The 21645-nt window shown below is 60.5% G+C and carries 14 protein-coding genes; 4 read left to right on the forward strand and 10 right to left on the reverse strand.

Going from position 1 to position 21645, the window contains the following annotated elements:
* The first annotated feature begins 8 nt into the window (after positions 1-8).
* Positions 9-1070, forward strand: a complete 1062-nt coding sequence (locus tag AC3RLQ_RS24840; protein WP_493031336.1) for an XRE family transcriptional regulator — start codon at positions 9-11, stop codon at positions 1068-1070.
* Here the strand turns inward: AC3RLQ_RS24840 and AC3RLQ_RS24845 are convergent.
* Complete coding sequence (locus tag AC3RLQ_RS24845; protein WP_493031337.1) at positions 1060-1992, reverse strand: hypothetical protein; 933 nt, start codon at positions 1990-1992, stop codon at positions 1060-1062. The genes AC3RLQ_RS24840 and AC3RLQ_RS24845 overlap by 11 nt on opposite strands.
* Before the next feature lie 206 nt (positions 1993-2198).
* Here AC3RLQ_RS24845 and AC3RLQ_RS24850 point away from each other — a divergent pair, with 206 nt between their 5' ends.
* The 3 genes from AC3RLQ_RS24850 to AC3RLQ_RS24860 all read left to right on the forward strand — a co-directional run bounded on the left by AC3RLQ_RS24850 (position 2199) and on the right by AC3RLQ_RS24860 (position 4486).
* Positions 2199-2546 (forward strand): P-II family nitrogen regulator, encoded by a 348-nt coding sequence (locus AC3RLQ_RS24850; protein WP_184344828.1) that lies wholly within the window; start codon positions 2199-2201, stop codon positions 2544-2546.
* A 185-nt stretch (positions 2547-2731) separates the two neighbouring features.
* Positions 2732-3361: a DUF47 domain-containing protein gene (locus AC3RLQ_RS24855; RefSeq protein ID WP_493031338.1), complete on the forward strand. Its 630-nt coding sequence runs from the start codon at positions 2732-2734 to the stop codon at positions 3359-3361.
* 12 nt (positions 3362-3373) lie between these two features.
* Positions 3374-4486: an inorganic phosphate transporter gene (locus AC3RLQ_RS24860; RefSeq protein ID WP_493031339.1), complete on the forward strand. Its 1113-nt coding sequence runs from the start codon at positions 3374-3376 to the stop codon at positions 4484-4486.
* Here the strand turns inward: AC3RLQ_RS24860 and bioA are convergent.
* The 9 genes from bioA to AC3RLQ_RS24905 form a co-directional block, all read right to left on the reverse strand.
* A complete protein-coding gene (gene bioA, locus AC3RLQ_RS24865) occupies positions 4458-5732 on the reverse strand; it encodes an adenosylmethionine--8-amino-7-oxononanoate transaminase (RefSeq protein WP_493031340.1) in 1275 nt (424 codons plus the stop codon). The genes AC3RLQ_RS24860 and bioA overlap by 29 nt on opposite strands.
* A gap of 203 nt (positions 5733-5935) precedes the next feature.
* On the reverse strand, positions 5936-9178 hold the full coding sequence (locus AC3RLQ_RS24870; RefSeq protein WP_493031341.1) for a TlpA family protein disulfide reductase: 3243 nt from the start codon (positions 9176-9178) through the stop codon (positions 5936-5938).
* Positions 9168-10256: a squalene--hopene cyclase gene (locus AC3RLQ_RS24875; protein ID WP_493031342.1), complete on the reverse strand. Its 1089-nt coding sequence runs from the start codon at positions 10254-10256 to the stop codon at positions 9168-9170. The genes AC3RLQ_RS24870 and AC3RLQ_RS24875 overlap by 11 nt, the downstream gene beginning before the upstream one ends.
* Positions 10257-10266: 10 nt before the next feature.
* Positions 10267-12618 (reverse strand): hypothetical protein, encoded by a 2352-nt coding sequence (locus tag AC3RLQ_RS24880; RefSeq protein WP_493031343.1) that lies wholly within the window; start codon positions 12616-12618, stop codon positions 10267-10269.
* Positions 12615-15977: a hypothetical protein gene (locus AC3RLQ_RS24885; protein WP_493031344.1), complete on the reverse strand. Its 3363-nt coding sequence runs from the start codon at positions 15975-15977 to the stop codon at positions 12615-12617. Before AC3RLQ_RS24885 ends, AC3RLQ_RS24880 begins: the two co-directional genes overlap by 4 nt.
* Before the next feature lie 54 nt (positions 15978-16031).
* On the reverse strand, positions 16032-18236 hold the full coding sequence (locus tag AC3RLQ_RS24890) for a hypothetical protein (protein ID WP_493031345.1): 2205 nt from the start codon (positions 18234-18236) through the stop codon (positions 16032-16034).
* Positions 18233-20227 (reverse strand): BatA domain-containing protein, encoded by a 1995-nt coding sequence (locus AC3RLQ_RS24895; RefSeq protein ID WP_493031346.1) that lies wholly within the window; start codon positions 20225-20227, stop codon positions 18233-18235. Before AC3RLQ_RS24895 ends, AC3RLQ_RS24890 begins: the two co-directional genes overlap by 4 nt.
* Positions 20224-20718 (reverse strand): hypothetical protein, encoded by a 495-nt coding sequence (locus tag AC3RLQ_RS24900; protein WP_493031347.1) that lies wholly within the window; start codon positions 20716-20718, stop codon positions 20224-20226. The genes AC3RLQ_RS24895 and AC3RLQ_RS24900 overlap by 4 nt, the downstream gene beginning before the upstream one ends.
* The gene (locus AC3RLQ_RS24905; RefSeq protein ID WP_493031348.1) at positions 20718-21569 is read right to left on the reverse strand and encodes a DUF58 domain-containing protein; all 852 of its coding nucleotides are present in this window, start codon (positions 21567-21569) and stop codon (positions 20718-20720) included. Before AC3RLQ_RS24905 ends, AC3RLQ_RS24900 begins: the two co-directional genes overlap by 1 nt.
* Positions 21570-21645 lie beyond the last annotated feature (76 nt).

Genomic DNA, 21645 nt, shown 5'->3' on the forward strand with positions numbered 1-21645 from the left:
ACAGCATCATGTCACGAGCCCAATCTCAGCAGCATCCCGTGGCGGCGCGGCGCAAGGCTCTTGGCTGGTCGCAGGATGACCTGTCACTACGGGCAGGGGTCCCACGCAGCTCTGTCAGCGCGATCGAGGCCGGGCGGCTGACACCCTCCGTGACTGCGGCACTGGCCGTGGCGCAGGCGCTGGAATGCAGCGTGGAAGAGCTGTTTGGTCCGGATGACAAGAAAGCGGGGGCGGAGTGGTCATGGGCCTGGAAGCCGCAGGCGGATTCGGGTCGTTATTGGGAGGCCGAGGTTGGAGGTTGCAAGTGGCTGTATCCGGTGGAGACGCTGCCTGGCAGTACGTGGGCGCATGACGGTCTCTGCCGTGAGAAAGTGCTGCATGAACGCGGCGACTGGGAACCCAAGCAGACACTTGTGCTGGCAGGCTGTGATCCGGCGGCGGGACTGCTGGCGGCAGAGTATGCGGCGGCATCGGGGTTTCGGCTGCTGGCTTTTCCGCGCGGCGGGGGGGCTGCACTGGAACTATTGCAACAGGGGCTGGTGCATGTGGCGGCGCTGCACCGCTCCACCGTGGAGCAGCCGGGCCGTAATGCGGAGACGGTTCGCGAGAGGCTCGGGGGAGGGTATCGATTGCTCCGCAGCGCGGACTGGGAGGAGGGCATAGCCCTGCCTGCGCAGGATCACACGCGGAGCATCGCGGCCTGCGCCCGGCAGGTGCGCCACTGGGCCATGCGTGAGCCGGGCTCGGCGGCGCGTGAGTGCCTGGATGAACTGCTGGGGAAGCCGCATGCCTCAAAGCGCATCCTGCTGAGCCACCAGGCTGTGGTGGAGGCCGTGCGCGGTGGCTGGGCGGAGGCCGGGGTGTGTGTGAGGCTCTGCGCCGAGGATGCCGGGCTGCGCTTTCTGCCCGTGCGCAATGAATCGCTCGATCTGTGTTTCTCGGCCACCATGGAGCGCGATCCGCGCATTCAGGCGCTCATTCGCCTGCTACGGAGCCGGGCGCACCGCAGGCTGATTGATGAACTGCCAGGATATGACGCGAGCCACACCGGCGATTTAATCACGGTTTGACGGCTTCGGGAGCTGCCGCAGTCGGCTTCATGGAGACCAGGCGGGTGGTGACCTGCTGGTGCACGGGCATGGGCTTGCCCTCCACTTTGAGCTGAATCGCGGCGGAAAAGACGGCCAGGGAGATGGTTTTGCGTTCCAGATCATAGAAGACGTGGCCATTGACTTTGGAATTGTCCCCGAAGGTCACGGAGCGCTCGGTGTCGAGTTCGCGGCCGGTGCTGTCTTTGTCGGGTTTGGATTTCATGGTGCCTTCGAAGGCGATCTGGGCCTGACGGCGACCTTCGCGGTCAACGACGCCGTCGAATTTGGCGTTCAGCTTCACTTGCACCGTGCCGGCCTGGGGGAAGGGGACGAGCTCGTCGGAGATCCATTTGTCACCCGGCCTGACGGGGATTTTGGGCAGACCCATTTCCAGGGAGCGGCGGTAGAGCGTGGCGAGCTGACGGGCGGTGGCGATGGAGTTCAGGTCGGGTTCGGCGTCCCCTGTGACCATGGAGCCGATGTCTTTGGCATCGACGAAATTGTCCTTGGCATCATAGACGAGGGTGAAGCCTTTGCCCGCGGTCCCGCCGAGAGTTTGTTGCAGCTGGGGGCTTGAGGAGCCGGGGTTCCTGGAATCAAAGACATAGCTTTTGCCTTCGAAGGACATTTCTCCCAGGAGGGCTGCGATGAGCACCTTGGCTTCAGTCTGGTCTGCAGGCGTCTTGCTGACGGTGATGGAAGTGATCTGATGAAGGCGCATCTTCTGATCGGTGGTTTTGCCGAGAGCCGTCAGAAAATTGGTCGTGTCGGTGTCGGATTCCTGGAAGTAGGTCACACCGGGCTCCCAGTGCAGCTTCAGCTCCACCGGAGAATCCTGGGCAGGAGAAGAAAGGGAGAGGCAGAGAAAAGATGTGGCCAGAAGCGCAGCGGTGCGGAGCATGGCCCGAGGTAAGCGAAAGACCGTGGGTTTGCAATACGGCTCTCCTCTAAGAACTGGGGGCTTGAGGCATGCGGAAGAAATAAATTGGGAAGTTGGCACGACTTCGGCTTAAACCTATTTTCGCAAAAGATTGGGCCAGGAAAAAACATCTTCCCACGGTTCTGATCGTTGCAATTCGTGAACCACACTACTAATTGCCGTTAACCATGAAAAAAGTCGAAGCGATCATCAAGCCGTTCAAACTGGAGGATGTCAAAGAAGCCCTCTCCGAAGTCGGAGTCGAAGGCATGACTGTTGTTGAGGTCAAGGGATTTGGCCGTCAAAAGGGCCACACCGAGATCTACCGTGGCAGTGAATACACCGTCGATTTCCTCCCGAAGGTGAAGATTGAGGTCGTCGTTGACGACAGCCGTGCTGACGCAGTGGTTGATGCCATCGTCAAGGCGGCAAACACGGGTAAAATCGGCGACGGCAAAGTTTTCGTCAGCGCTGTGCTTGACGCGATCCGCATCCGTACCGGCGAGCGTGGTGCCGATGCTGTTTCCAGCAGCTAGTTTCCCCCCCAAAACTGCCAATCATACTTAGAACCCATCTGCGGCGTGCCGTCGGTGGGTTTTTTGTTGCCTCGATTCGGGCTGCATTGTGACAGTTTCGTCACATGGGGGTGGTCTGGTTGCCTTGACAGCACCCATGGTGCTCGCTCTAAATGGCGGCCCCGTCCCACTGACGGGTTCTCCCCATGATTTCATTCCAAAAGATTTTCGGCAAATCGGATGTGTTTTACGATTTGCTCGAGTCCAGCGCCAGTCACGCCCGGCAGAGCGTCCAGTCCCTGCACAAGCTGCTTTCAGACCCAGCCGCACCTCAGAATCTCGATGCCTTCATCGCCGCGCGCCGCGAGGACAAGAAGATCACGCAGCAGATCGACGAGGCCCTGTGCAAAACTTTTGTCACCGAGCTTGAGCGTGAGGACATCGAGTCGCTGGCCAATGCGCTGTACAAGATTCCCAAGACGGTCGAAAAAATCGCCGAGCGCCTCCTGATATGCTCGGAGCGCCTGGTTGGAGTGGATTTTTCCCGTCAGGTCAAACTGATGGACGCTGCCGCTGAGATCGTCCTCACCATGGTGGTCGAGCTGCGCAAAAAGATGCATCTCGAACGCGTGAAGGTTTTGAACGACAAGATCCAGCAGGTCGAGGGGGATGCTGACAAGCTCATGATCGAGTGCCTGCGGACGCTCTATACGGCCGAGAAAGACGCGGTGATGGTCGTCATCCTCAAGGATCTCTACGACCTGATGGAAAAGGTCGTGGATCGCTGCCGTGACGCGGGCAACGTCGTCGCCCACATTGTCTTGAAGAACTCCTGACCGCCCCCGCGCATGACCCTCGTTCTTACCGTGGTGCTGGTGGCGTTGATCTTTGAGTATATCAACGGTTTCCACGATACCGCCAATTCCATCGCGACTGTGGTGTCCACGAAGGTGCTCACGCCGCGCATGGCGATCGTCCTGGCCGCTGTGACGAACCTGGTGGGTGCGTTGTTTGGTACGGCGGTGGCGAAGACCATCTCCTCGGGGCTGGTGGATTCGGCATTTGTCACCACGCAGACCATCATTTGTGCGCTGCTGGGAGGCATCATCTGGAACCTGATCACCTGGTGGTTTGGCATGCCCTCGAGTTCGAGCCATGCCCTGGTCGGCGGGCTTACCGGGGCCACCTTGGCGACAGCCAGCGGCAACTGGTCAGTGCTTATCTGGTCCAAGGCACCTGCAGCCGGGAAGCCATGGTTTGAAGGCGGAGGCCTGCTCTACAAAGTCGTGGTGCCGATGATCAGTTCACCGATTGCCGGGCTGTTGCTGGGGTTCCTGGTGATGTCGTTTCTCTACCTATTGATTTCGACCTTGAACCACCTGTTTGGGGTTCTCAAACCGCACATGGTCAGCGGGGTTTTTGGCAAGCTGCAGATCTTCAGCGCGGGCTTCATGGGTTTCAGCCATGGTTCAAATGACGCGCAGAAAACGATGGGTATCATCGCCCTGGCCTTGCTGGCAGGAACGAAGTCCGGGGACCTGGCCCAGATACCCGACTGGCTCGGCTTTCTGCGCATCGAGTCGTTGGGGGAGAAAAGCGATCAGATTCCCGCTTGGATCAAGGTGGCCTGTGCCCTGACCATGGCTGCCGGGACGGCTGCCGGGGGCTGGCGCATCATCAAGACGCTGGGTCACAAGCTGGTCAAATTGCAGCCTGTGCATGGTTTTGCGGCGGAAACGACTGCCGCCACCGTGCTGCTCACAGCAGCGCATTTTGGCATGCCGGTTTCTACGACGCATGCCATCACGACCAGCATCATGGGTGTCGGCACGGCGAAGCGGTTGAATGCGATCAAGTGGAACGTGGTCACGCGGATTCTCTGGGCGTGGGTACTGACCATTCCAGCCACCGGGCTGATGGGGTATCTGCTCTTTAAGCTGTTCGGCACTCCGGTGGCGTGACTTCCTCCAAGGCGGACTTGAGTGCGGCCACCATGCGCTGGATTTCATCAAGCGTGACGCAGAGTGGTGGCATCAGGACGATGGTGTTGCCGATGGGACGCGTCAGCAGGCCGTGTTTACGAGCCGCCAGGCAGACTTTGGAGCCAAGGCTCAGATCGGGTGAGTCGATGGTCATCGCTGCGATCATGCCGCATTGGCGGTAGCCGGGTAGGTCTGCCATCAGCGTACCTAGGTGTGCGATTTTGGCCGGGAGCTGATCCAATACGTGTTCGTCACGGAACACCTGCAGGCTGGCAAGCGCAGCGGCGCAGCCTAGCTGGCTGCCGGCGAAGCTGTGACCGTAGAAGAAGGTGCGACCTTCGAGTGGCTCGCCCAAGAAGCCTTCAAAGACACGTTCCGTGGTCAATGTGACGGCCAGGGGCAGGTAGCCACCGCTGAGACCTTTTGCAAGGCAGAGGAAATCCGGCACAACGCCTTCATGCTCACAGGCAAACATCTTTCCAGTGCGGCCGAAACCGGTCATCACTTCGTCGAGGATTAAAAATACATCCTTTTCGGCGCACCAGTCATCCAGCTTTTTCAACATGCCCTGCGGCCAGAGGCGCATTCCAGCGGCACCTTGGATAAGCGGTTCGATGACGATGGCGGCGATGCGGCTGCGGTCGTCAGCGGTCAAGGAGTCAAGGGCGTCCAAGCTGGGGACGGTGATGACGCGGTAGCCGAAGTCGTTGCCACTGCCTTTGAAGAGAGGGATGCCACCCAGGCTGGCGGCACCGAGTGTGTCGCCATGGTAGGCGCGGTCAAAGGCGATGAGGGTGTCACGCTCCGGCCTGCCGTTCTGCTTCCAGTACTGCAAGGCCATGCGGACGGCGGACTCGATGGCGGTGGAGCCGTTGTCGGTAAAAAAGGCGCGGTTGATTTTGCTGCCGGGCAGCAGTTTGACGAGCTCCCTGGCGAGCCGGATCGCGGGTTCATGGGTGAAGCCGAGGAAGGAGGTATGGGCCACCTTGCCAAGTTGCTCAATGATGGCTGCATTGATGACCGGATGGGTGTGACCATGGGCGTTCGTCCAGATGGAGGCGTTGCCGTCGAGGTACTCATTGCCAAACTGGTCTCGCAGAGTGCAGCCATGCCCATCCACCAGCATCAGTGGGGTGTGCTCTGGCGCACACCACTGCCGCATGGGGGTGAAAGGGTGCCAGATGTGCTGTTGGTCGAGGCTGGTCAGGTCGGGAAGATGCGGCATGGGGATTGCGTTCTTTTTACATTACAATCCGTTCTTCATGAACTGGCGTTGTTAATTTTTGATTAAAGACTGCCCATGCCATGGCTGATCACATAATGCAGGCACGCAAATAGCATCAGGCACAGAGCCACAGTGAAAAAAACTGGCCCCGAATGAAGTTTTGCCGGTTGGAACGTTGCATGATCCACCAGGCGTGATCACGATCACTTCTTCATCAGCTTTTTCACCATCTCCGCGACTTCCTTGGCACCAGCCGGATCATACCCAGACTTCACATACGCGACCTTGCCATCCGGGCCGATGACGACGGTGTGGGGAATGCCTTCGACACCGAAGTTCTGGCCGACGCGCTGACTGGCATCCAGGGCGACTTCGAATTTCCAGCCACGGGTTTCGAGGAAGGTTTTCACAGTCTCCTTGTCTTCGGCCTGATTGACGCCAATGAAGCGGACTTGTTTCGGATCAAAGCCCGCCATTGCATCGATCAGCTGCGGCAGTGATTTAATGCAGGGGCCGCACCAGGTGGCCCAGAAGTCGAGGACGATGACTTTGCCTTTCTCCTTGGTCAGATCAAAATCGTCACCGGCGAGCAGCGGCAGCTTGAACGGCTTCGCATCCTGATTGAGCAGCGGCGAGCTTTGCCCACCGGATTCAGGGAGCACGGGTTCGGGCGCGAACTTCAGTTTCCACTCACGCAGGGCCAGCATGGTGGCGCTCTCCGGAGGCGTGGTGGTGCGAATCACATAGATCTGCGGCAGCGGCACGCGGCAGTTGCCGAGAAGCGGGCTGGTGCCAAATACCGCATCTTCGGCGAAACGATCCACCTTCAAGCCAAGGCGTCCGCCATTGTTCAGCTGCAGCCAGTGCGTGATGACGGGCGGCACACCGGCTTTGTCCTGGGCTTCGAAAGCCGCGCTGACGGCGTCTGCCGGTTTGATCAACCACACGGCCGCCTTCACGCGGTCGCGCGGCACCTGGATCGTCTCCAAGCCTGAGCGGATCGCAAAGTGATTTGCCGTGGCCGCCTCGATAACGCCGCGCAACAGATCACCGTTCGCGGCGAGCAGCGCGTGCCGTGGCGGATCCTCTTTGCGGAAGCGCGGGACGGTGAGCGCGTTCTCCTTGGCCCTTGCATCCACCAGCGGCACGGCCACGCGTCCGGGAGCGATGCGTGCGCTGAAGGCATTGATCCTCACCGCACGCTCCCCATTCCCCCACAGGCTGAAGGGCTCGATGATGATGCCGCTGCCGGAGCGCATTTTGGGGGTGAGCTGAATTTTGCGCGCGGAGACGCCTTTGAAAAAGACTTCGATGGAGTTCTCCGCGATGGCGATGCGGACGGGCATGGATTCGCTGGTGCGCAGGCGGAACTGCCGGTCCATCTGCTCGTCGCTGGCTTCGAGGCCGAAGCACACCTCGCTGCCTATGTGCCCGAACAAGAGATTTGTGCTCGGTGCGGCGGGATTGATGCCATCGCAGTACAAACGCATCCTCAGGGCGGAGAAGCCGTTATTGACCAGGGTGAAGTTGATTTCATTCACCTGCATGAAGGCCGGATGCCCCCATGAGCCACCCGAGTTGAAAGCGATCTCCGCCTTGCCGTTGCGTTTCACCTGCTCGGCATTGCCACGCACACGCTGCCAGCCTGGATCTTCAAACCCATCGAGATTCAAGGAGGCGCCTCCGAACTGAATCGCCTGGATCTTGTCGGCGGGCAGGTGCTTCACCTCAGCCACGTCGGATTCCAGATCCACCTGTTTTGCGTCAATGGCCCGCAGCCTGCCGGGGATCACATCGCCATCCTGCAGGTAAAACAGCGCTTCGCTGCGCATGCCTGCCGGCTGGTCCGCCACTGCACGGGTGATGTCCATCTCGCCGGTGCTGGCCATGGCGACGGGCTTGAGAGCGCCGACCGGTTTCCAGCGTGGCTGGGCCTCGCCACCGGCGGCGAGTGTGCCGTGCAGCACATTGTTGTTGATGGAGAGCGTGTCGAGCGTTGCCAGGTCGATCTTCTTCTCAGCGCTCTCGAAGCCTTTGAAATCCAGATGATGCAGAGTGGTGATCTTGAAATTCACCGGCGCCTCAGAAAAGGTGGTTTTGAACGTGGCCACTTCATTGCGCACCTGCATCAGCGTGCCGTTCACCCACTCACCATCCGTGAACCACATCTCCGTGAGCGGGGGCGCGGCTTGGAAAAACGGCGAGACCTCGGCCATCATTTCCACCGCCAGCACCTTGTCCCATGGCAGGCTTGTCACGCCGCCATCCTGGTTGCGCACGGTCAGGGACGTGGCGTCGGCGCTCACGGCTTTCGCTTTGAGATAGCGCCCGTCTGTCAGTTCGATGCGTGGTCGCACATTGGTGATGTCTGCAGGCAGTGAGCCATCCCATTCACGGATGCGCAGCGCCTCCAGTGTCAGATCGGGTCCTTTGTTGAGCAGGGTCAGGCCGGTGGGGGTGGCTTCTTTAACTTCACCAGCAGCATTCGCCTGCGCCTGCTTTACAGCCTCTGCCCGGACCTGCACCGCGCCTTGCACCACGCCTTGCACCACGCCAAGCAGTGCTCCAAAAAGACCACCGCCGCCACCGGCTCTTGCGGCCGGTTTTTTTTCCTCGGGCTTCGCGTCTTTCGGCGGCTCCGCTGAGTCCACCGGCGGCTTGGTTGTCTGGGCCAGCTTTTTGCCATCGGCACCATAGATCGAGCACAGGCCGGTTTTACGATTCCAGAACAACGTCAGCGTGACGCGCCGTGTCTCGTCGCTGAGCTTTTGCACGCTTTCAAACACGCGGCCTTGCAGCACGACATCATCCGCCCAGGTCTCCACGATCACACGCTCGTCGTCCGGCGCCTTGAGTTCGATTTTAAATTCCGGCCTGACAGTTGAGCTCAGGGTAAACTGCATTTCCACCTGCTCGGGAGCTTCGACGGGAAGAGTGGCGCGGTGATTCCAGCCCACCTGCTGCAAGGCCGCGCCCGGCACCATGCGCCAGAGCTTTTCTTTGGATGGTGTGCTGCCCTCTGATCCGGATTCGATCCAGCCGCTGGTGCTTGCCAGAGCGGGGAGAGGCATGCCTTCAGCTTTCAGGCGCTGCACACTTACCACTGATTCACGCAGCACCTGGATGCTGCCAAAGCGCGCGGATTTCACGCTCAAGGTCTTCGCATCCATTCCGGTGACCGTGCCATACAGGCGGCTGCCGTCGGCAAGACGAATGCTGAAAGCTTCCTCCGTTTTTGCGTCCGTCTTGAACCGGTTCACGCGCTTCAGCACATCCACGCTGACTTTAAAATCCTCGCTGAAAATGGGCGTGCGCCAGATCACCTGACCATCTTCGACGCCCACGAAGTGACCACCGACCCACTCACCGTTCTGCCAGTGCAGTTCGGAAGCATGGTTGCTGCTGCCCACCAGCATCAGCGCTATGATGAAGTGTCTAGCGTTCATAGATCGGCAGGAAGCGGTAGTTCAAAGCCAGGGCCAGCAGCGACATGCCGGTCTCATACGCACCCGTGCCAAAACTGCCGTCCGCAGCCTGGCTTTCGCCCAGCACACGTGCGGTGGCGGCGTTCCATTTCTGCCAGGAGGCGTAGTCGCCCTGAAACAAGGCCTGCGCCATGTAGTAGCGGAAGTACTCCTTGTAGCTGCCTTCGTTGTGCTCCAGACGCTCGGTGATGTGCTTGAGCGTGGCCTTGAACTCCTCGCTGTCCTTGTGCTTTGAAACGGCGGCCACCAGCGTGGCGATGGCGCTGCGATTCATGGACTCGCCAAATCCACCGAAACCACCGGCATAGGCCACGCTGCCATCCTTGCCTGTGCTGCGCTTCATGTAGTTCAGCGCGTTGTCGATGACTTCATCGGAGACCGCCATGCCGGCGTTGCGTGCAGCGAGCAGTCCCATCAGCACGGCGCCTGTCACCGAAGTGTCCGCGTCAGTTGAGTTTGGCATGTACCGCCATCCGCCCCAGCGGTTCGCCTTCTGCGCGGTGCCAGCACAGCGGATCGCAAGTTCGAGCGCCTGCCCGATCGTGCGCACCGGCTTGCCGCCTTCCCACAGCAGGGATTCGTCCACCGCGCCATAGGCTTCTGAAAGCGAGAGCATGGCAAAGCCGTGATGGTACATGCTGTTCGGAAGGTAGCCGCTGGCCGCATCCTGACTGCGGATGATCGCACGCAGTGCGCGGCGTATGTTGGGCGCATAACGGCCAAAATTCGGATCTTCACCGCTCGCAAGAAAGGCCATGAGGCAGATGCCATCGATGCCGGCTCCATCGTGCCCGCCCTGCCAGTTTCCCGCATCGCTTTGCTTGGAGGCCAGCCACGCCAGGCCGCGCTCATACACGGTTTCAACTTCCTGCGGGATCGCACCGCCGAAACGCAGGGCGGGATCCTGTGAGAAGGCATTCGTGGTGACAAGCAGGCAGCAGAGCAGGAATGACAAAAATCCGCGCAGGCCGCGCTGGGCGCCCACGTCGTGTGCGGCAGTCAGTGCGGTTGTCGTCATGGATGGTTCGTTGTTCGTCATGTGGGTTTCGTCACTGATCAATCATGAGCCCGCCGTTGAAAAGGATCTGGGGGCCGTTGGCCTGCGCCCCCTGCTTTTTGCGCTGTTCGTGATTGTTCTTGATGCCCTCCCAGTACTGCATCGCGTCGGGCAGATCGCGATCCTTGCACAGCTTCCACTGCTCGGGAGTGAGGATGGACTGCATCTCTTTTTCCGACACACCCGCCAGCGGGACCAGGGCGTAGTAGTATTGCAAAAACCATTGGGGGGACATGTAGCGTTCGATGTCCGGCAGGTACTCGGCCAGCACCTGTTGGACGGCGGTTTCGACCTTGGCGCTTTGATCGGATGAGAGCTTGCGGCGGCGGTCCAGTTCGGAGGTGCACATCGCCGCCATGGCCTTCAGGCGGTAGTCCTGCCGCTCATCGGCCACGTGCTTGAGCTTTTTCAGCTGGGCTTCATTCAGGGTGGTTTGCAGCGCCGTTTTCCACAGTTCCGTGTTTTGCGGCTTGGTATCAGTACGGCTGAAATTTGCGCGTGCAGTGCCTGCCAGCGTTTGCAGCAGGTTCTTTGGCGTCGCAGTCTGTACGCTCTGGCGCACGAAGTTTTCCGTGAACTGGCGCCAGTATTCCAGGCTGGTCTCCACCGCTCCCTTTGCCGCTGTGGTGAGTTTTGCGACAGCAGGTTCCGGAAGAGACAGCAGGCGTGAGGCTTCCTCGACTTGCGGCATCATCGCCGCCATGGTCCTGTTGCGCTCCGCAACAAACATCTTGTAAAGGTGCTGCGAAATCGCCGCCTCCATGTCCGGCGCCTCGGGGAAGGTGCCGTTCATGTCAGGCATGAGGTTGCGCGATGAATTGTTGGTGGAGACGATCAATTCCTTCCAGTGTTTCAACTGCACATCGTCCAGAATGGCGCGCGCCATCTCCTCTTTCACTTTGCCTGCGTTCTGAAACAGCTGGGTGACATTGTAGCTCCAGTACTGCTGCCGACGCTGATCCATGAGCGGCTGCATCAGCTCCACCAGCAGCGGTTCCAGCTGCGCGCGCTGCTCCTGGGAGAGTGCAAGCATCTTGTCCATTTCCGCCAGGCAGACGCGCGAGATCGCCAGACTGTTGCGCTGCTCGCGCTGCTTGTTTTCAGTCGCCATGCGTGTGCGCTCTTCTTCGGTCAGCAGCTTCTTGATTCCCTCTTTCCAGATGGGCAGCTTGATGGCCTGAAGATCTTCGTTGACGCCAAAATACACGTTGCCGCGGATGCGCTTGCGCTCCGTGACCGAATAATTCCTTGCCTGCTGCAGCCAGCCCTTGCGTGCCTGTTTCAGCGATTCCTGAATCGCTTCTTTGGACAGCTGCTCCAGCGCCTTCTGCCGCTCCTTGTTCAAATTCAGCGCCATGACGATGCCGTCGATCTCCGCACCCATGCTAATCTCCATCTGCTGCTCCGCCTGCTGCTCGGAAGGTTTGATCATGTCGGCCACCTCGGATTCTGCCTTGCTGCGTTCCTCCTTGTCGGTCTTTTTCCATTCGGCGATCTGCTCTGCAGGCAGCACGCCGGCCACTGCGCCTTCCCAGGCCTTGTCCCAGGCTTCGCCACGTGGACGATCAAAGCGGATGTAGAAGTAGTTGCGGCCCATCATGGTCTCACGCGCAGCAGGCGGCAGTGTGCGCAGCATGCTGGTGGCCCGTTTTCTCTCCGCGTTGCTGAGCCGGTCCAGCAGGGTTTCAGCCGCCTTGTTCAAGGCCGTGGTCTGCGCGTCAGAGAGTTCGAGCTTCTTCTTCATCAGCTCAATCTTGGCCCGCAGGTCCTCATTCATCGGCCCGCGTGATTCACGCACCCAGCGTTCAAGATAAGCGGAGATCTCTTTGTCCACCTGCTGCCTGGTCTTCTCATCCGCTTCATGCCATTTGGCGTAGCGCGCTTCGCCGAGTGTTGCTTTCAAAGCGGCAAGCCAGGTCGCGTCTTCATCGGGTGGCGTCCAGTCTTCGATGGGCTCGTTGGGGCCTGCCACATCCGGCTTCCACATGCCGATGTGCCGGATGGCCGCAGAGTCCGAGGTGCGTGACAAATAAGTTCGCATCATCATCACGGCAAGCGGCTGCCAGGATTTCACCGTCGCCTCCACGGCTTTCTTGGACTCCTCCTGCAGCTTGGTCTTTTCCTCAGGCGAAAGTTGGACCTCTGCGTCGATGGTTTTGACCACCTCCTCCATATGGGCGGTGAGCTGCTTCTGTTTCTCCGGCACGCAGGCTTGAACAAAGTCAGCCAGCACCTTCTCGACCGCTTCTGAAAGCGGCTTTTTCAGGTCGGCCCGTGATGGCGCCTGTGCCTGCGTTCCCCCGGAACTGGTGAGAACAATTGCCAGCAGCATCAGCTTGATCATTTCGCCCCGCCTCCTGCTTCCAGTTTGTTGAAATACGCATCCAGCCCGGTCTTGAATTCTTCCGGCAGCTCACGCCCTGTCTTGCCGGTCGCCTGGCCCACCGGACGTGCGTTCACATTCGTTTCTGCGTCCGAGCCGGGTCCCAGATCCGACAGCGCTGCTTCAGCGCTTTCTGCGCCTGCACCGCCCCCGCCCCCGCCCCCGCCCCCGCCCCCGGGATTTGAACCACCTCCGCCGCCACCTTTGCCCTGGCGTTTCGCCTGCAGCAGCAGTTCGATGGCTTCCGTCTCCGCTGCTATCGCCGGTGCTCCTGTGTCTGGTTTGTCGAGAATGCCCGCCGCCTCATCCATCACCGTCATCACCGCGCTGAGAAGCTTGAGTTCCTTGCCAAATTTTTCATTCCCCTGCGGCAGATGCAGGATGTCATCAAAGGCGCCGCGCGTGTTGGCCTGGATGCCAAACTGCTTCGAGGCCAGCATGGCCGATTTTTTGCCATGCTCTCCTTCCTTGAGTGCAGCCTTCGAATTTTCCAGCTCACGTGTTTCGTCGCGAAGCTTCATCTCATCGCGCAGGGATTTCATGACCTTGAGGACGATCTCCGGCGGCAGGCTGTCTGCGCTGCAGCTGCTGCATGATTTGCACTCGCTCGCAGCGACCATCTCCTCCGCCCAGCGGTCCAGCGTGTCGGCCCAAAACTCCGCGCCAGCCATGCTGTTGCCGCTGAGATTCACCGCCGCCTGATCTCCCAGATATGTCAGCATTTTCACCACCTGCGTGTCCTTCATCTGACCGATGATGTTCTTGAAGTGCATGTCCGGTTTGCGGGCGAAGTAGGCCTCCAGGTCGCTTTGGATCACCCGCACAGTTTCGCTCTGCGTCTTTTCATGCTCAGCGATCGCCGCCGCATCCTTCACCGGCTTGCGCTCCAGACCGAAGGCGGTGAGAGTCTTCGTGTTCAAATCCTTCGCCACCACGAGCTGCTGGCGGGAGGCCGCCTTGAGCCGCTTCACAAACGTGCTCGCCTCCAAGCTGGCCAGGATTGTGCCCAGTTCATCCGAGACACGCGCAAACTCGGCTAGCAGCAGTTTCTGCTCATCGAGAGCGTCCTGCATTTTCTTTTGTGCCTGCGATGCCGGCGGTTCCTGCGGCTTCTCTTCAGGTTTCTCGTCTTTCTTTTTGCCCGGTGCCGCCGCCATCTGGGTCGTCGGCAGTTTCATCGTGCTGGGCTTGGGCGGCGAAGGCTTGGCATTGGGGTCCGCAGGCTGTGGCTCGGCCTTGCTCATCGAGCCTTCCTTGTCGGTGATGCTCGGCATGTTGTCTTTCTTCTGCTCCTCTGTGGAGGCCTTGCCGCCCTGCTTCGTTCCGGGAATGTCCGGCCCGTTGGCAATCTGGGGTGCAATGGGTTTGCTCTGGCCCGCTTTGCCTTCACCCTGCTTGCCTTCCTTCGGTGGCTGCTGGGATGAATTCGAGGGCGGATTGGCGGCAGTGGACTGACCAGGTTTGCCGCTCTGCGCATTCGAGCTCTGCTTCAACAAATCCGCCACACTCGGCATCCGCTTGGCCGCGATGTCCTGCAGTGACTTCAGCATCGTCGCCCAGGATTCAAGACGCTTGGCATCAAACTCATCATTCCGCGTCGCCTGCTCCACCAGACTGCGCCCGCTTTGATTCAGCATGCCCAGCCGCGCCGCATTCGCATTCTCTGCACTCGCCTGCTGAGCGATCTTCCGCCGGTTTTCCGGGCGGTCCAGTTCAGCCGGAGTCAATGCGCGCAGTTCCTTGTTCGTCGCATGCAACTGCTGCTCGCGCTCATAGCTCTCGCGGGCTGCCTCAAGCCATTTGCCGAACTGCTCCGTCAGCCACAGCGCGTGGTCTGACTTGTTCAGCACGTGCAGCAGGAATGCCGTGGAGTAGGCGCGCTTGCGCTGAGGCAGGTAATCCTCGGCCCAGGCGCGGATCTCCAGCGTCTGAGGTGCCACACCGTCGCGGTCTGCACAAAAAGTTGCCTTGGCTGCCAGTGTCTTTTTCTCGGGCTCGCCTGCAGCCGCGATCTTGTCGCCCTTCGTCTTGTCATCATTCACGCTGCGCCATTCAAGCCCCGTGCGCTGGATGCCGAAGTCATCCTGCACATCCAAATCGAAGACGACGACTTCCGAATCGAGCACCACCTGCTCCTGCGTCTCGCGCCGTGCCGCCAGCCGTGGTGCTTCATCATCGATCGCATTGATCTTCAAAACCAGCGGCTCACGTGGCGTCAGGCCGTCGCGGTCCTGCCACATCACATGCTTTTCAGCGTTGGCTGTGATTGGATGGAAGGGCGTCGTCACTTTGGCACCCGAAACTTTCTCCGCTTCGCCATCCACTTCCGCCGAGGCCAGCTCACGCGACGCCGTGGCCTCCAGTGAAGCTTGTGCTCCTTTCAGCACGCTTACCGAACCGCCGCGCACTTCGGTCATCGGCTCAGTCTTGTACTTCAAATACTCTGGCAGTCGTGTGCGCACAGAAAGCGCGGTCAATTCCGGGCGGGTGCGCGGCAGCACGTTCACCGTCTTGCGCACATCACCCAGCGAGAGGGACAGGGCCGCATCTTCCTTCTGCGGCGGAAACGCCAGTGGATAAGCGCCTTGTTGCAGACCGCTCACCACGGCGGGCTGATCGCTGATCTGGGCCTTGGCCGAAGCGGGCGACCAGAGCGTGTCCTTGTTGAGCATCACCTTCAGATCAAACGGTTCCGCATAGGGCACCACGAGGCGGTTGGGGAGAGTCTCGATCTTCGCAAAGGTGAAGCGCTCCACATCACGCCATGGCGTCGCCCAGCGAGCCAGCGCATTCCATGCGGCGTCAGGAACCAAGGTCAGTGCCGCCACGGCAAGCAGCGCCATCACAGCTGCCGCCCAGCCCCATTGAAAATGCTTCGCCTCCGGCACGGCATGGGAGAAGTCCTTGTCCTTCACGGCCTCCGCAGCCTGATCCATCGCCGCCTGAACGAGGCGCTCGCTGCGACCTGCGGAACCCGCCTCCACATGCGCCAGCTCCACGATGCCGAGCAATTGATCCCCGAGCCGTGGGAAGGTGCGCTTCAACAACCGTGCCGCATCTTCCAGGCTGCGCTGACGCCACACCCAGCGGTGCCACTTCAGCGGCAGGCCCAGGCCTAGAACCGCTGCGCCAGCAACCAACAGCGTCGTTCGCAGCCACACTGGCGTCTCCATGACACGATCCAGCGCGAAGACCAGAATGTAGGAGAACACGATCCCGAATGCCGCTGCCAGCAGGCCCTCGGTGAGCTTGACGATCCAGACGCGCTTGCGAAAATCCGCGAGCTTTGATTCGAGGATGACAGGCAGTGCTGTTTTCATAATAGGCGAATGTTATCCTGATGAAACGTCTCTGACGAGCTTTTGATTGGGTGTTTAGAACGTCCCGGCGGCCTTTCTTCCGACCCAGAAAAGGCTCATTAAGAGCACCAGCAGCCCCGCCCAGGCGGGATGCGCCCAGATTTGCAGCCGGCGCTCCTGCACCGCCGGCTCCGGCATGGCGGAGATCGCGGCGAGAATGGCGGCGGGGTTGCTGGCATCGAGCACTTCGCCTTTGGTGAACCGGGAGATCTCACGCATCACGTCGAGCCGCGCTGGCTGACCGCGTTTTTCCCGGCTGGTGCCTTGGATCGAAATCTTTGTTTCCAGCGACGACCCTGCCTCCGCGCAACTCAGCTGCACCACGTGTTCTCCCGGCTCCACCGGGCTGAAGACGCCGTTGAACAACCCCCAGGCCTCCTCACCGGCGGGCATCAGGCGAACGCTGCTCACCTTGCCGCTTGGCGCCGCGATTTGGGCGATCACAACCCCGTCGCGCAAGGGCTCGCCGGTGAGGCTTACAACGTTCGCGTTCAGTGTCAGTACATCACCGGTGCGCGGGCGGTCGGGGGAATAAAACAGGCGCATCTTGTCGCCGCTGCTCATGTTGCGCTGGTAGGCCATCCAGCGCACCACCTGACCCCAGAAGCGGTAGTGGTACTTGTCCTCCACGCCTTTGCGCCAGCGCCACGCGCCATCGGTGCCCATGAAGAGGATTTTGCCTGCGCCGTAGGTCTTCGTCACGATCAGCGGCACGCGGCCAAACTGATTGGACTCGGTGCCGTGCGTGGCCAGAACCTCGCTGCCGGCTTTGGCACGCAGGGCGGGGGCATACCACTGAAATCCCGGCAGATTGCCCCACACACGTGCGCTGGCATCATCGCTGTCTTCGAGCTTGGTCAAAAGGCTGTGCGTGCCTGCTTCGGTGAGGGCAAATTTGCCCGGCGATGACGAACCCCAGCCGCGGGGCTGCGCGGCGTCCCAGATCACTGGCAGGAGATCGGCCAGCGGTGTGTCCTGCAAGGTGGATTGGAAGCCATGGAATCCCGGCATGAAGACGAGGCCGCCCGCCTGATCACGCACCAGTTTTTGCAGTGAAATGCATTGTTCAGCGGTGAGCTGGCCTTTGGCCAGACCGACATCGCCGAGAAACACCACATCGTATTTCGTGAGCTCTTCATCTTTTGGAAAAGCTTTCAAATAACCGCGGCCATCCCCCACTTTGCCGAGGCCGGGATGCAGCAGCAGGCAGCTCACGTCCACGCCCGGATCACGTTCCAGCGCATTGCGCAGATAGCGGTACTCCCAGCGCGGGAAAGATTCGATCACCAGCACGCGGAGCTGTTCCTTGCGAATCGAAAGCGGTGCCTCCTGAGAGTTGTTTTCAGGGTAGCGTTCACTCGATGTCTTGGGGATTGTGAGAGTGAGTTTCACCTCGCCGGGTTTGTCGGGCTTCCAGCCGATGACGTCCTGATAGCGGCTCATGGCAGGCAGCGTGACCTCTTTGGTGATGATCTCGCCACTGGAGGACTTCATCTCCAGCACCACGACTTCATCACGCGGCAGCGAGCTTTCGATGGTGAAGGGAATGCGCAGCGGCTTGCCCGCCACCGCGAAGGTCGGCACGTCGAAGCTGCTCAGCTCGACATCCGGCAGCCGCGTCTCCGCACCCGTGGGCACGGCAAAAACCGGCACCTCGCGCATGCGCAGCCGTGTGGTGGCCTGCGATGGAGCTGCCCCCGTGTTCCAGTCGCCATCGCTGATCAGCACGACGGCCTTGAGGTTCGGCTGCTTCTCCAGCACATCGGCCAGCGCCGCGTGAATGTCCGTGCCTTCGGTGGGAGGTGTTTGCGCCGAGGAAAAAGGCTCGATCACCACATCCATGCGCTGCTTCAGCGGCTCCCACAGCTTGGCGTCGACCAAAGGTTTGGCCATCTCTTCACGCGACTTCGGCTCTGCATTCGTCTGCGTTTTGTCGATGACATCCTTGGTCGTCATGCTGCCTGAGACATCGTGCAGCACGGCCAGTGTGGGTTTCGTCTGCGGCTTGAAAGTCTCCAGCCACTCCGGCTGCAAAAGAGTGACCGCGATGCCGATGGCGATGATGAAGCGCAGGAACTCCAACCAGCCCACGATCACTCGATAGCCGCTGCGCCGCCATGCCATGAACGCGAGGCCACCCATCGCCACGACAAACGCCACCCCGACACCGAAGGCGGCCGGCGTGGGATTGAAGACGAGCTGTGAGGTGGTGGGTGTCATCGGGCAGGAGAAACTTGGGGGTCACGCTTGGCCGGCATGCAAAGCAAGGCTTCGCCAAGAAGCGCGAGAGCCATCACGAAGAGGAAAGTGCGCCAGATTTCGCTGGCGAGGCTGGCGTCATTTTCGACCTGGTCTTCGATGACATGGTAATCGAGTCCGGCAAACAGCTCTGCGAGGCCCGCTTTGCCCAATGTTTCGGGATGGTCTTCCCGCAGCGGTCGATTGAGCGCGACGAGCCTGTCGCCGTTCTCGACGATGCCAGCCCGCAGTGGCTGCTCGGAGCTCAGTACCGTCTGGCCATGGCGTTTCCACGCACTCAGATCGCCGCTGCCCAGAGCAGTGGCACCTGCCTCGCGCTGCTGTGCTTTGCCGAGACTGCGCGCACCTTCATTCAGCGCGCGGTGCAGCATGGCAAACATCACTACGCCATCACGCGCGAGGCTCGAGGAGCCGGAACCGGGCAGCGTGCCAAGGAACCACGCATTGCCATCGCCAGGAATATCGGCGCGCATGAGCAGCGGCAGATTGCCGGTGAGGCGGGCCAGCGGAGTGCCTTCGCCGAGGATCTCGCAGCGGCGGCTCACTTCCAGATCGCCCACAGGGAGCGCGGTGCCACTCCGGGTGTTGGCCAGCAGACCTGTGTCATTGCGCCACCACTCGACGCTGGCCGGTTTGCTCTCGCTGCTCCACGCACCCCAGTGCAGGCCACCGAAAGCTTCCGCGTTTGCTGCGTCCGTGGGCAGGAACAAGATGCTGCGGCCTGAGCTGAGATGATTCGTGAGCTGTTTGCCGATCAAGTCATCCGCCTTCGGCAATGGCGCATGCCAGATGATGAGCGCGACATCCTCCCACGCAATCTCCGCTGCACGTGCCGGAGACAGCACCGTGGCGGCATACTTGCGCGTGGGATCAGCAGCGGCCTCCAGCGCCGCCTGCAGCGGCCCGGCCTCGGCTTCATCATCACTGACGATCACCGACTGCAGCACCGCCGGTTCATCAAACACGAAGTGGTACACATTGTCGGAAGGCGAAGCATCGGCGGGCAGTTCGACCCGGCCTGAGCCACGTTTGGTCGCTTTGTCGATGGGTATCGCGTGGCCTTGCAGCACAAGCTGCGAGTCCTTCATCTCCACCTTGATTGTGGTGCTCACATCATTGATCACAAACCGCAGCGGCAGTTCCAGTGGCTCGCGTGAGGACGCATCACGTGTGACGCGCAGATCCAGCAGCAGTTCCGCTTTGCCCGCCGTTTCGTTGCGCATGACACGCTGCACCGAAACGGAAAGATTTTGCGCCGCAGGCTGCGCATAGCTCAGCAGATGCAGGCGCAGCCCCTTCAAGGTGGCGAAGGCACTGCGCAGCGCCTGCCAGCGCCCGCTGCCGGCATCCCAGTCGCTTTGGCGCAGATCACTCAGCACCCAGACATCAGTGCGGCCCGTTTGATTCGTGGTGATGTAATCCAGCGCGCCCTGCAGCAAGGCAGGCACATCCGCCGTGGTGTCCGTAGGTCCGGTGAGCGGCAGATCGATCAGCGACTCCGGCTTCTCCAGCAACTGCGGCTGCAGGTGCGCGTTTTCGATCAGCACCAGCTTTGATCGTGTGCCCACGGTATCACGCAAAGCCTGTGCGAGTTTGGAAATGCCCGCCGCACGCTTGCTCGTGCCACTGGCAAGGTTTTGCTGCTCCATGCTGGCCGAGCGGTCCAGTAGCACGATCACCGTGTCCGGCACACCACCCGTGAGTCCGAGTAGCCCGCCCGCCATCGGCCGCGTGATCACAAACAGGATCGCTGCCACGGCCAGCACTCGAAACGCCAGGATCAAAATCTGCCGCAGCCGCGACAGCCCCTTGTTCATCCTCTGCGCCATCTGCAGGAACATCATCGCCGCCCACTTCACCTGACGGCGGCGGTACAGGTGGATCAAATGAATGACCACCGGCAGCAGCGCGAGCGGCAGGGCGAAGAGCAGCGCTGGAGCGAGGAAGGTCATGGGTTCTCGATGTGAGTGAAACGAGGACCAGCCTGCGCAGCCCGGAACGCTTCTTCTGCTGCGGACCGCAGATACTCCAGCTCTTTTGCGACCTTGGGGGCATTCCAAATTCGATATGCCACGACAGGTAAGAAGAGCGCGTACATCCAAAATGGAACGCTCCACACAGACCAACCTTCTGCCGCAAAGTAGTCGAGGGCAATTTTGTAGGCCTGCGGAAAAAAGACGGCGATGATTAACTCTCCCGTGTCAGCACAGCAGTTTCTTCTTCGGATGCGTATCCATGCATACCAGACCAATGCGAGCAGTGAAATGATCGCAAAGTTGAGCAACTCTGTAAAATATGGGTCAGGAAAGTCTTTCAGGATCCAGAACTTCCAAGCGGTGAAGATCAGGAGCAGAACAAACCAGACAAAGTCGCCAGGCCGCATGAAACTGTAATGCGGCTGACGCTTGAGGATTGAAGCCAAAGGCGTGAGATCTTCACTCATCACCGGCCTCCCTTCTTCTGAATCCTCGCCAGCAGGAACTTAGCGAGCACATCATCATACTTCTCGTGCAATTTCACGCGGTGGTAATCAATGGCGGTGGTGCGCACCAGTTCGTCGATCTCATGCATGTACTGCCGCACGGCTTCGCGGTAGTTGCGGGCGATGAGGCTGGGGTCGGCGAGGATGGCTTCGCCACCTTCCATGTCGATGAAGCGTGCTGGGCGGTCGAAATCGAAGTCGAGCTCCTGCTGGTCGAGCAGATGAAAGACGGCGACGTCGTGCTTGCGAAAGCGCAGGTGCTGGATGGCAGACTTCAGTTCGGCGGGCGGCACGAAGAGATCGGAGAAGACGATGACGAGGGCGCGCTGGCGGATCTTTTCAGCAGCGTCATGCAATGCCGTGAGCAGCGTGGTGCCACCGACGGGCTGTATGCCGGACATTTGATCGAGCACGAGCCCGAGATGCGAGGCGCCGCGTTTGGCGGGGATCTCCACGGGCTTCTCTGCGAGACTCCACAGGCCCACGGCATCGCCCTGCTGCGCGGCCACGTAGCCGAGCGTTCCCGCGAGCTTGCGCGCATAGTCGAAGCGTGTGCTGCCTGCGGGGCCGTAGTTCATGCTGCCGCTGGTGTCCATGAGCAGGCAGAGACGCAGGTTCGTGTCGGCCTCGAATTCCTTGATGTAAAAGCGGTCACTTCGGCCCCAGGTGCGCCAGTCGAGGCGGCGGGTGTCATCACCGGGGACGTACTTGCGATACTGGGCGAATTCAAGAGAGGACCCTCGGACGGGGCTGCGGTGCTTGCCGGATACGCCGCCGAGCATGGCGTGTCGCGCGTTCAGCGGGAGCGCCATGAGGCGACTCAGCACCGCTGGTTCCAAGAATGATCGGGAAGACTCAGCCATGTTCGTGGTGCCCTCCGTTCGTCCT

Source organism: Prosthecobacter sp. GW821-HT29F12 (genome assembly GCF_058803405.1).

Excerpts from the sequence above, each read along its gene's own strand:
- AC3RLQ_RS24840 (WP_493031336.1), top strand. The coding sequence starts at position 9 with ATGTCACGAGCCCAATCTCAGCAGCATCCCGTGGCGGCGCGGCGCAAG.
- AC3RLQ_RS24845 (WP_493031337.1), bottom strand. The coding sequence starts at position 1,992 with ATGCTCCGCACCGCTGCGCTTCTGGCCACATCTTTTCTCTGCCTCTCC.
- AC3RLQ_RS24850 (WP_184344828.1), top strand. The coding sequence starts at position 2,199 with ATGAAAAAAGTCGAAGCGATCATCAAGCCGTTCAAACTGGAGGATGTC.
- AC3RLQ_RS24855 (WP_493031338.1), top strand. The coding sequence starts at position 2,732 with ATGATTTCATTCCAAAAGATTTTCGGCAAATCGGATGTGTTTTACGAT.
- AC3RLQ_RS24860 (WP_493031339.1), top strand. The coding sequence starts at position 3,374 with ATGACCCTCGTTCTTACCGTGGTGCTGGTGGCGTTGATCTTTGAGTAT.
- bioA (WP_493031340.1), bottom strand. The coding sequence starts at position 5,732 with ATGCCGCATCTTCCCGACCTGACCAGCCTCGACCAACAGCACATCTGG.
- AC3RLQ_RS24870 (WP_493031341.1), bottom strand. The coding sequence starts at position 9,178 with ATGAACGCTAGACACTTCATCATAGCGCTGATGCTGGTGGGCAGCAGC.
- AC3RLQ_RS24875 (WP_493031342.1), bottom strand. The coding sequence starts at position 10,256 with ATGACGAACAACGAACCATCCATGACGACAACCGCACTGACTGCCGCA.
- AC3RLQ_RS24880 (WP_493031343.1), bottom strand. The coding sequence starts at position 12,618 with ATGATCAAGCTGATGCTGCTGGCAATTGTTCTCACCAGTTCCGGGGGA.
- AC3RLQ_RS24885 (WP_493031344.1), bottom strand. The coding sequence starts at position 15,977 with ATGAAAACAGCACTGCCTGTCATCCTCGAATCAAAGCTCGCGGATTTT.
- AC3RLQ_RS24890 (WP_493031345.1), bottom strand. The coding sequence starts at position 18,236 with ATGACACCCACCACCTCACAGCTCGTCTTCAATCCCACGCCGGCCGCC.
- AC3RLQ_RS24895 (WP_493031346.1), bottom strand. The coding sequence starts at position 20,227 with ATGACCTTCCTCGCTCCAGCGCTGCTCTTCGCCCTGCCGCTCGCGCTG.
- AC3RLQ_RS24900 (WP_493031347.1), bottom strand. The coding sequence starts at position 20,718 with ATGAGTGAAGATCTCACGCCTTTGGCTTCAATCCTCAAGCGTCAGCCG.
- AC3RLQ_RS24905 (WP_493031348.1), bottom strand. The coding sequence starts at position 21,569 with ATGGCGCTCCCGCTGAACGCGCGACACGCCATGCTCGGCGGCGTATCC.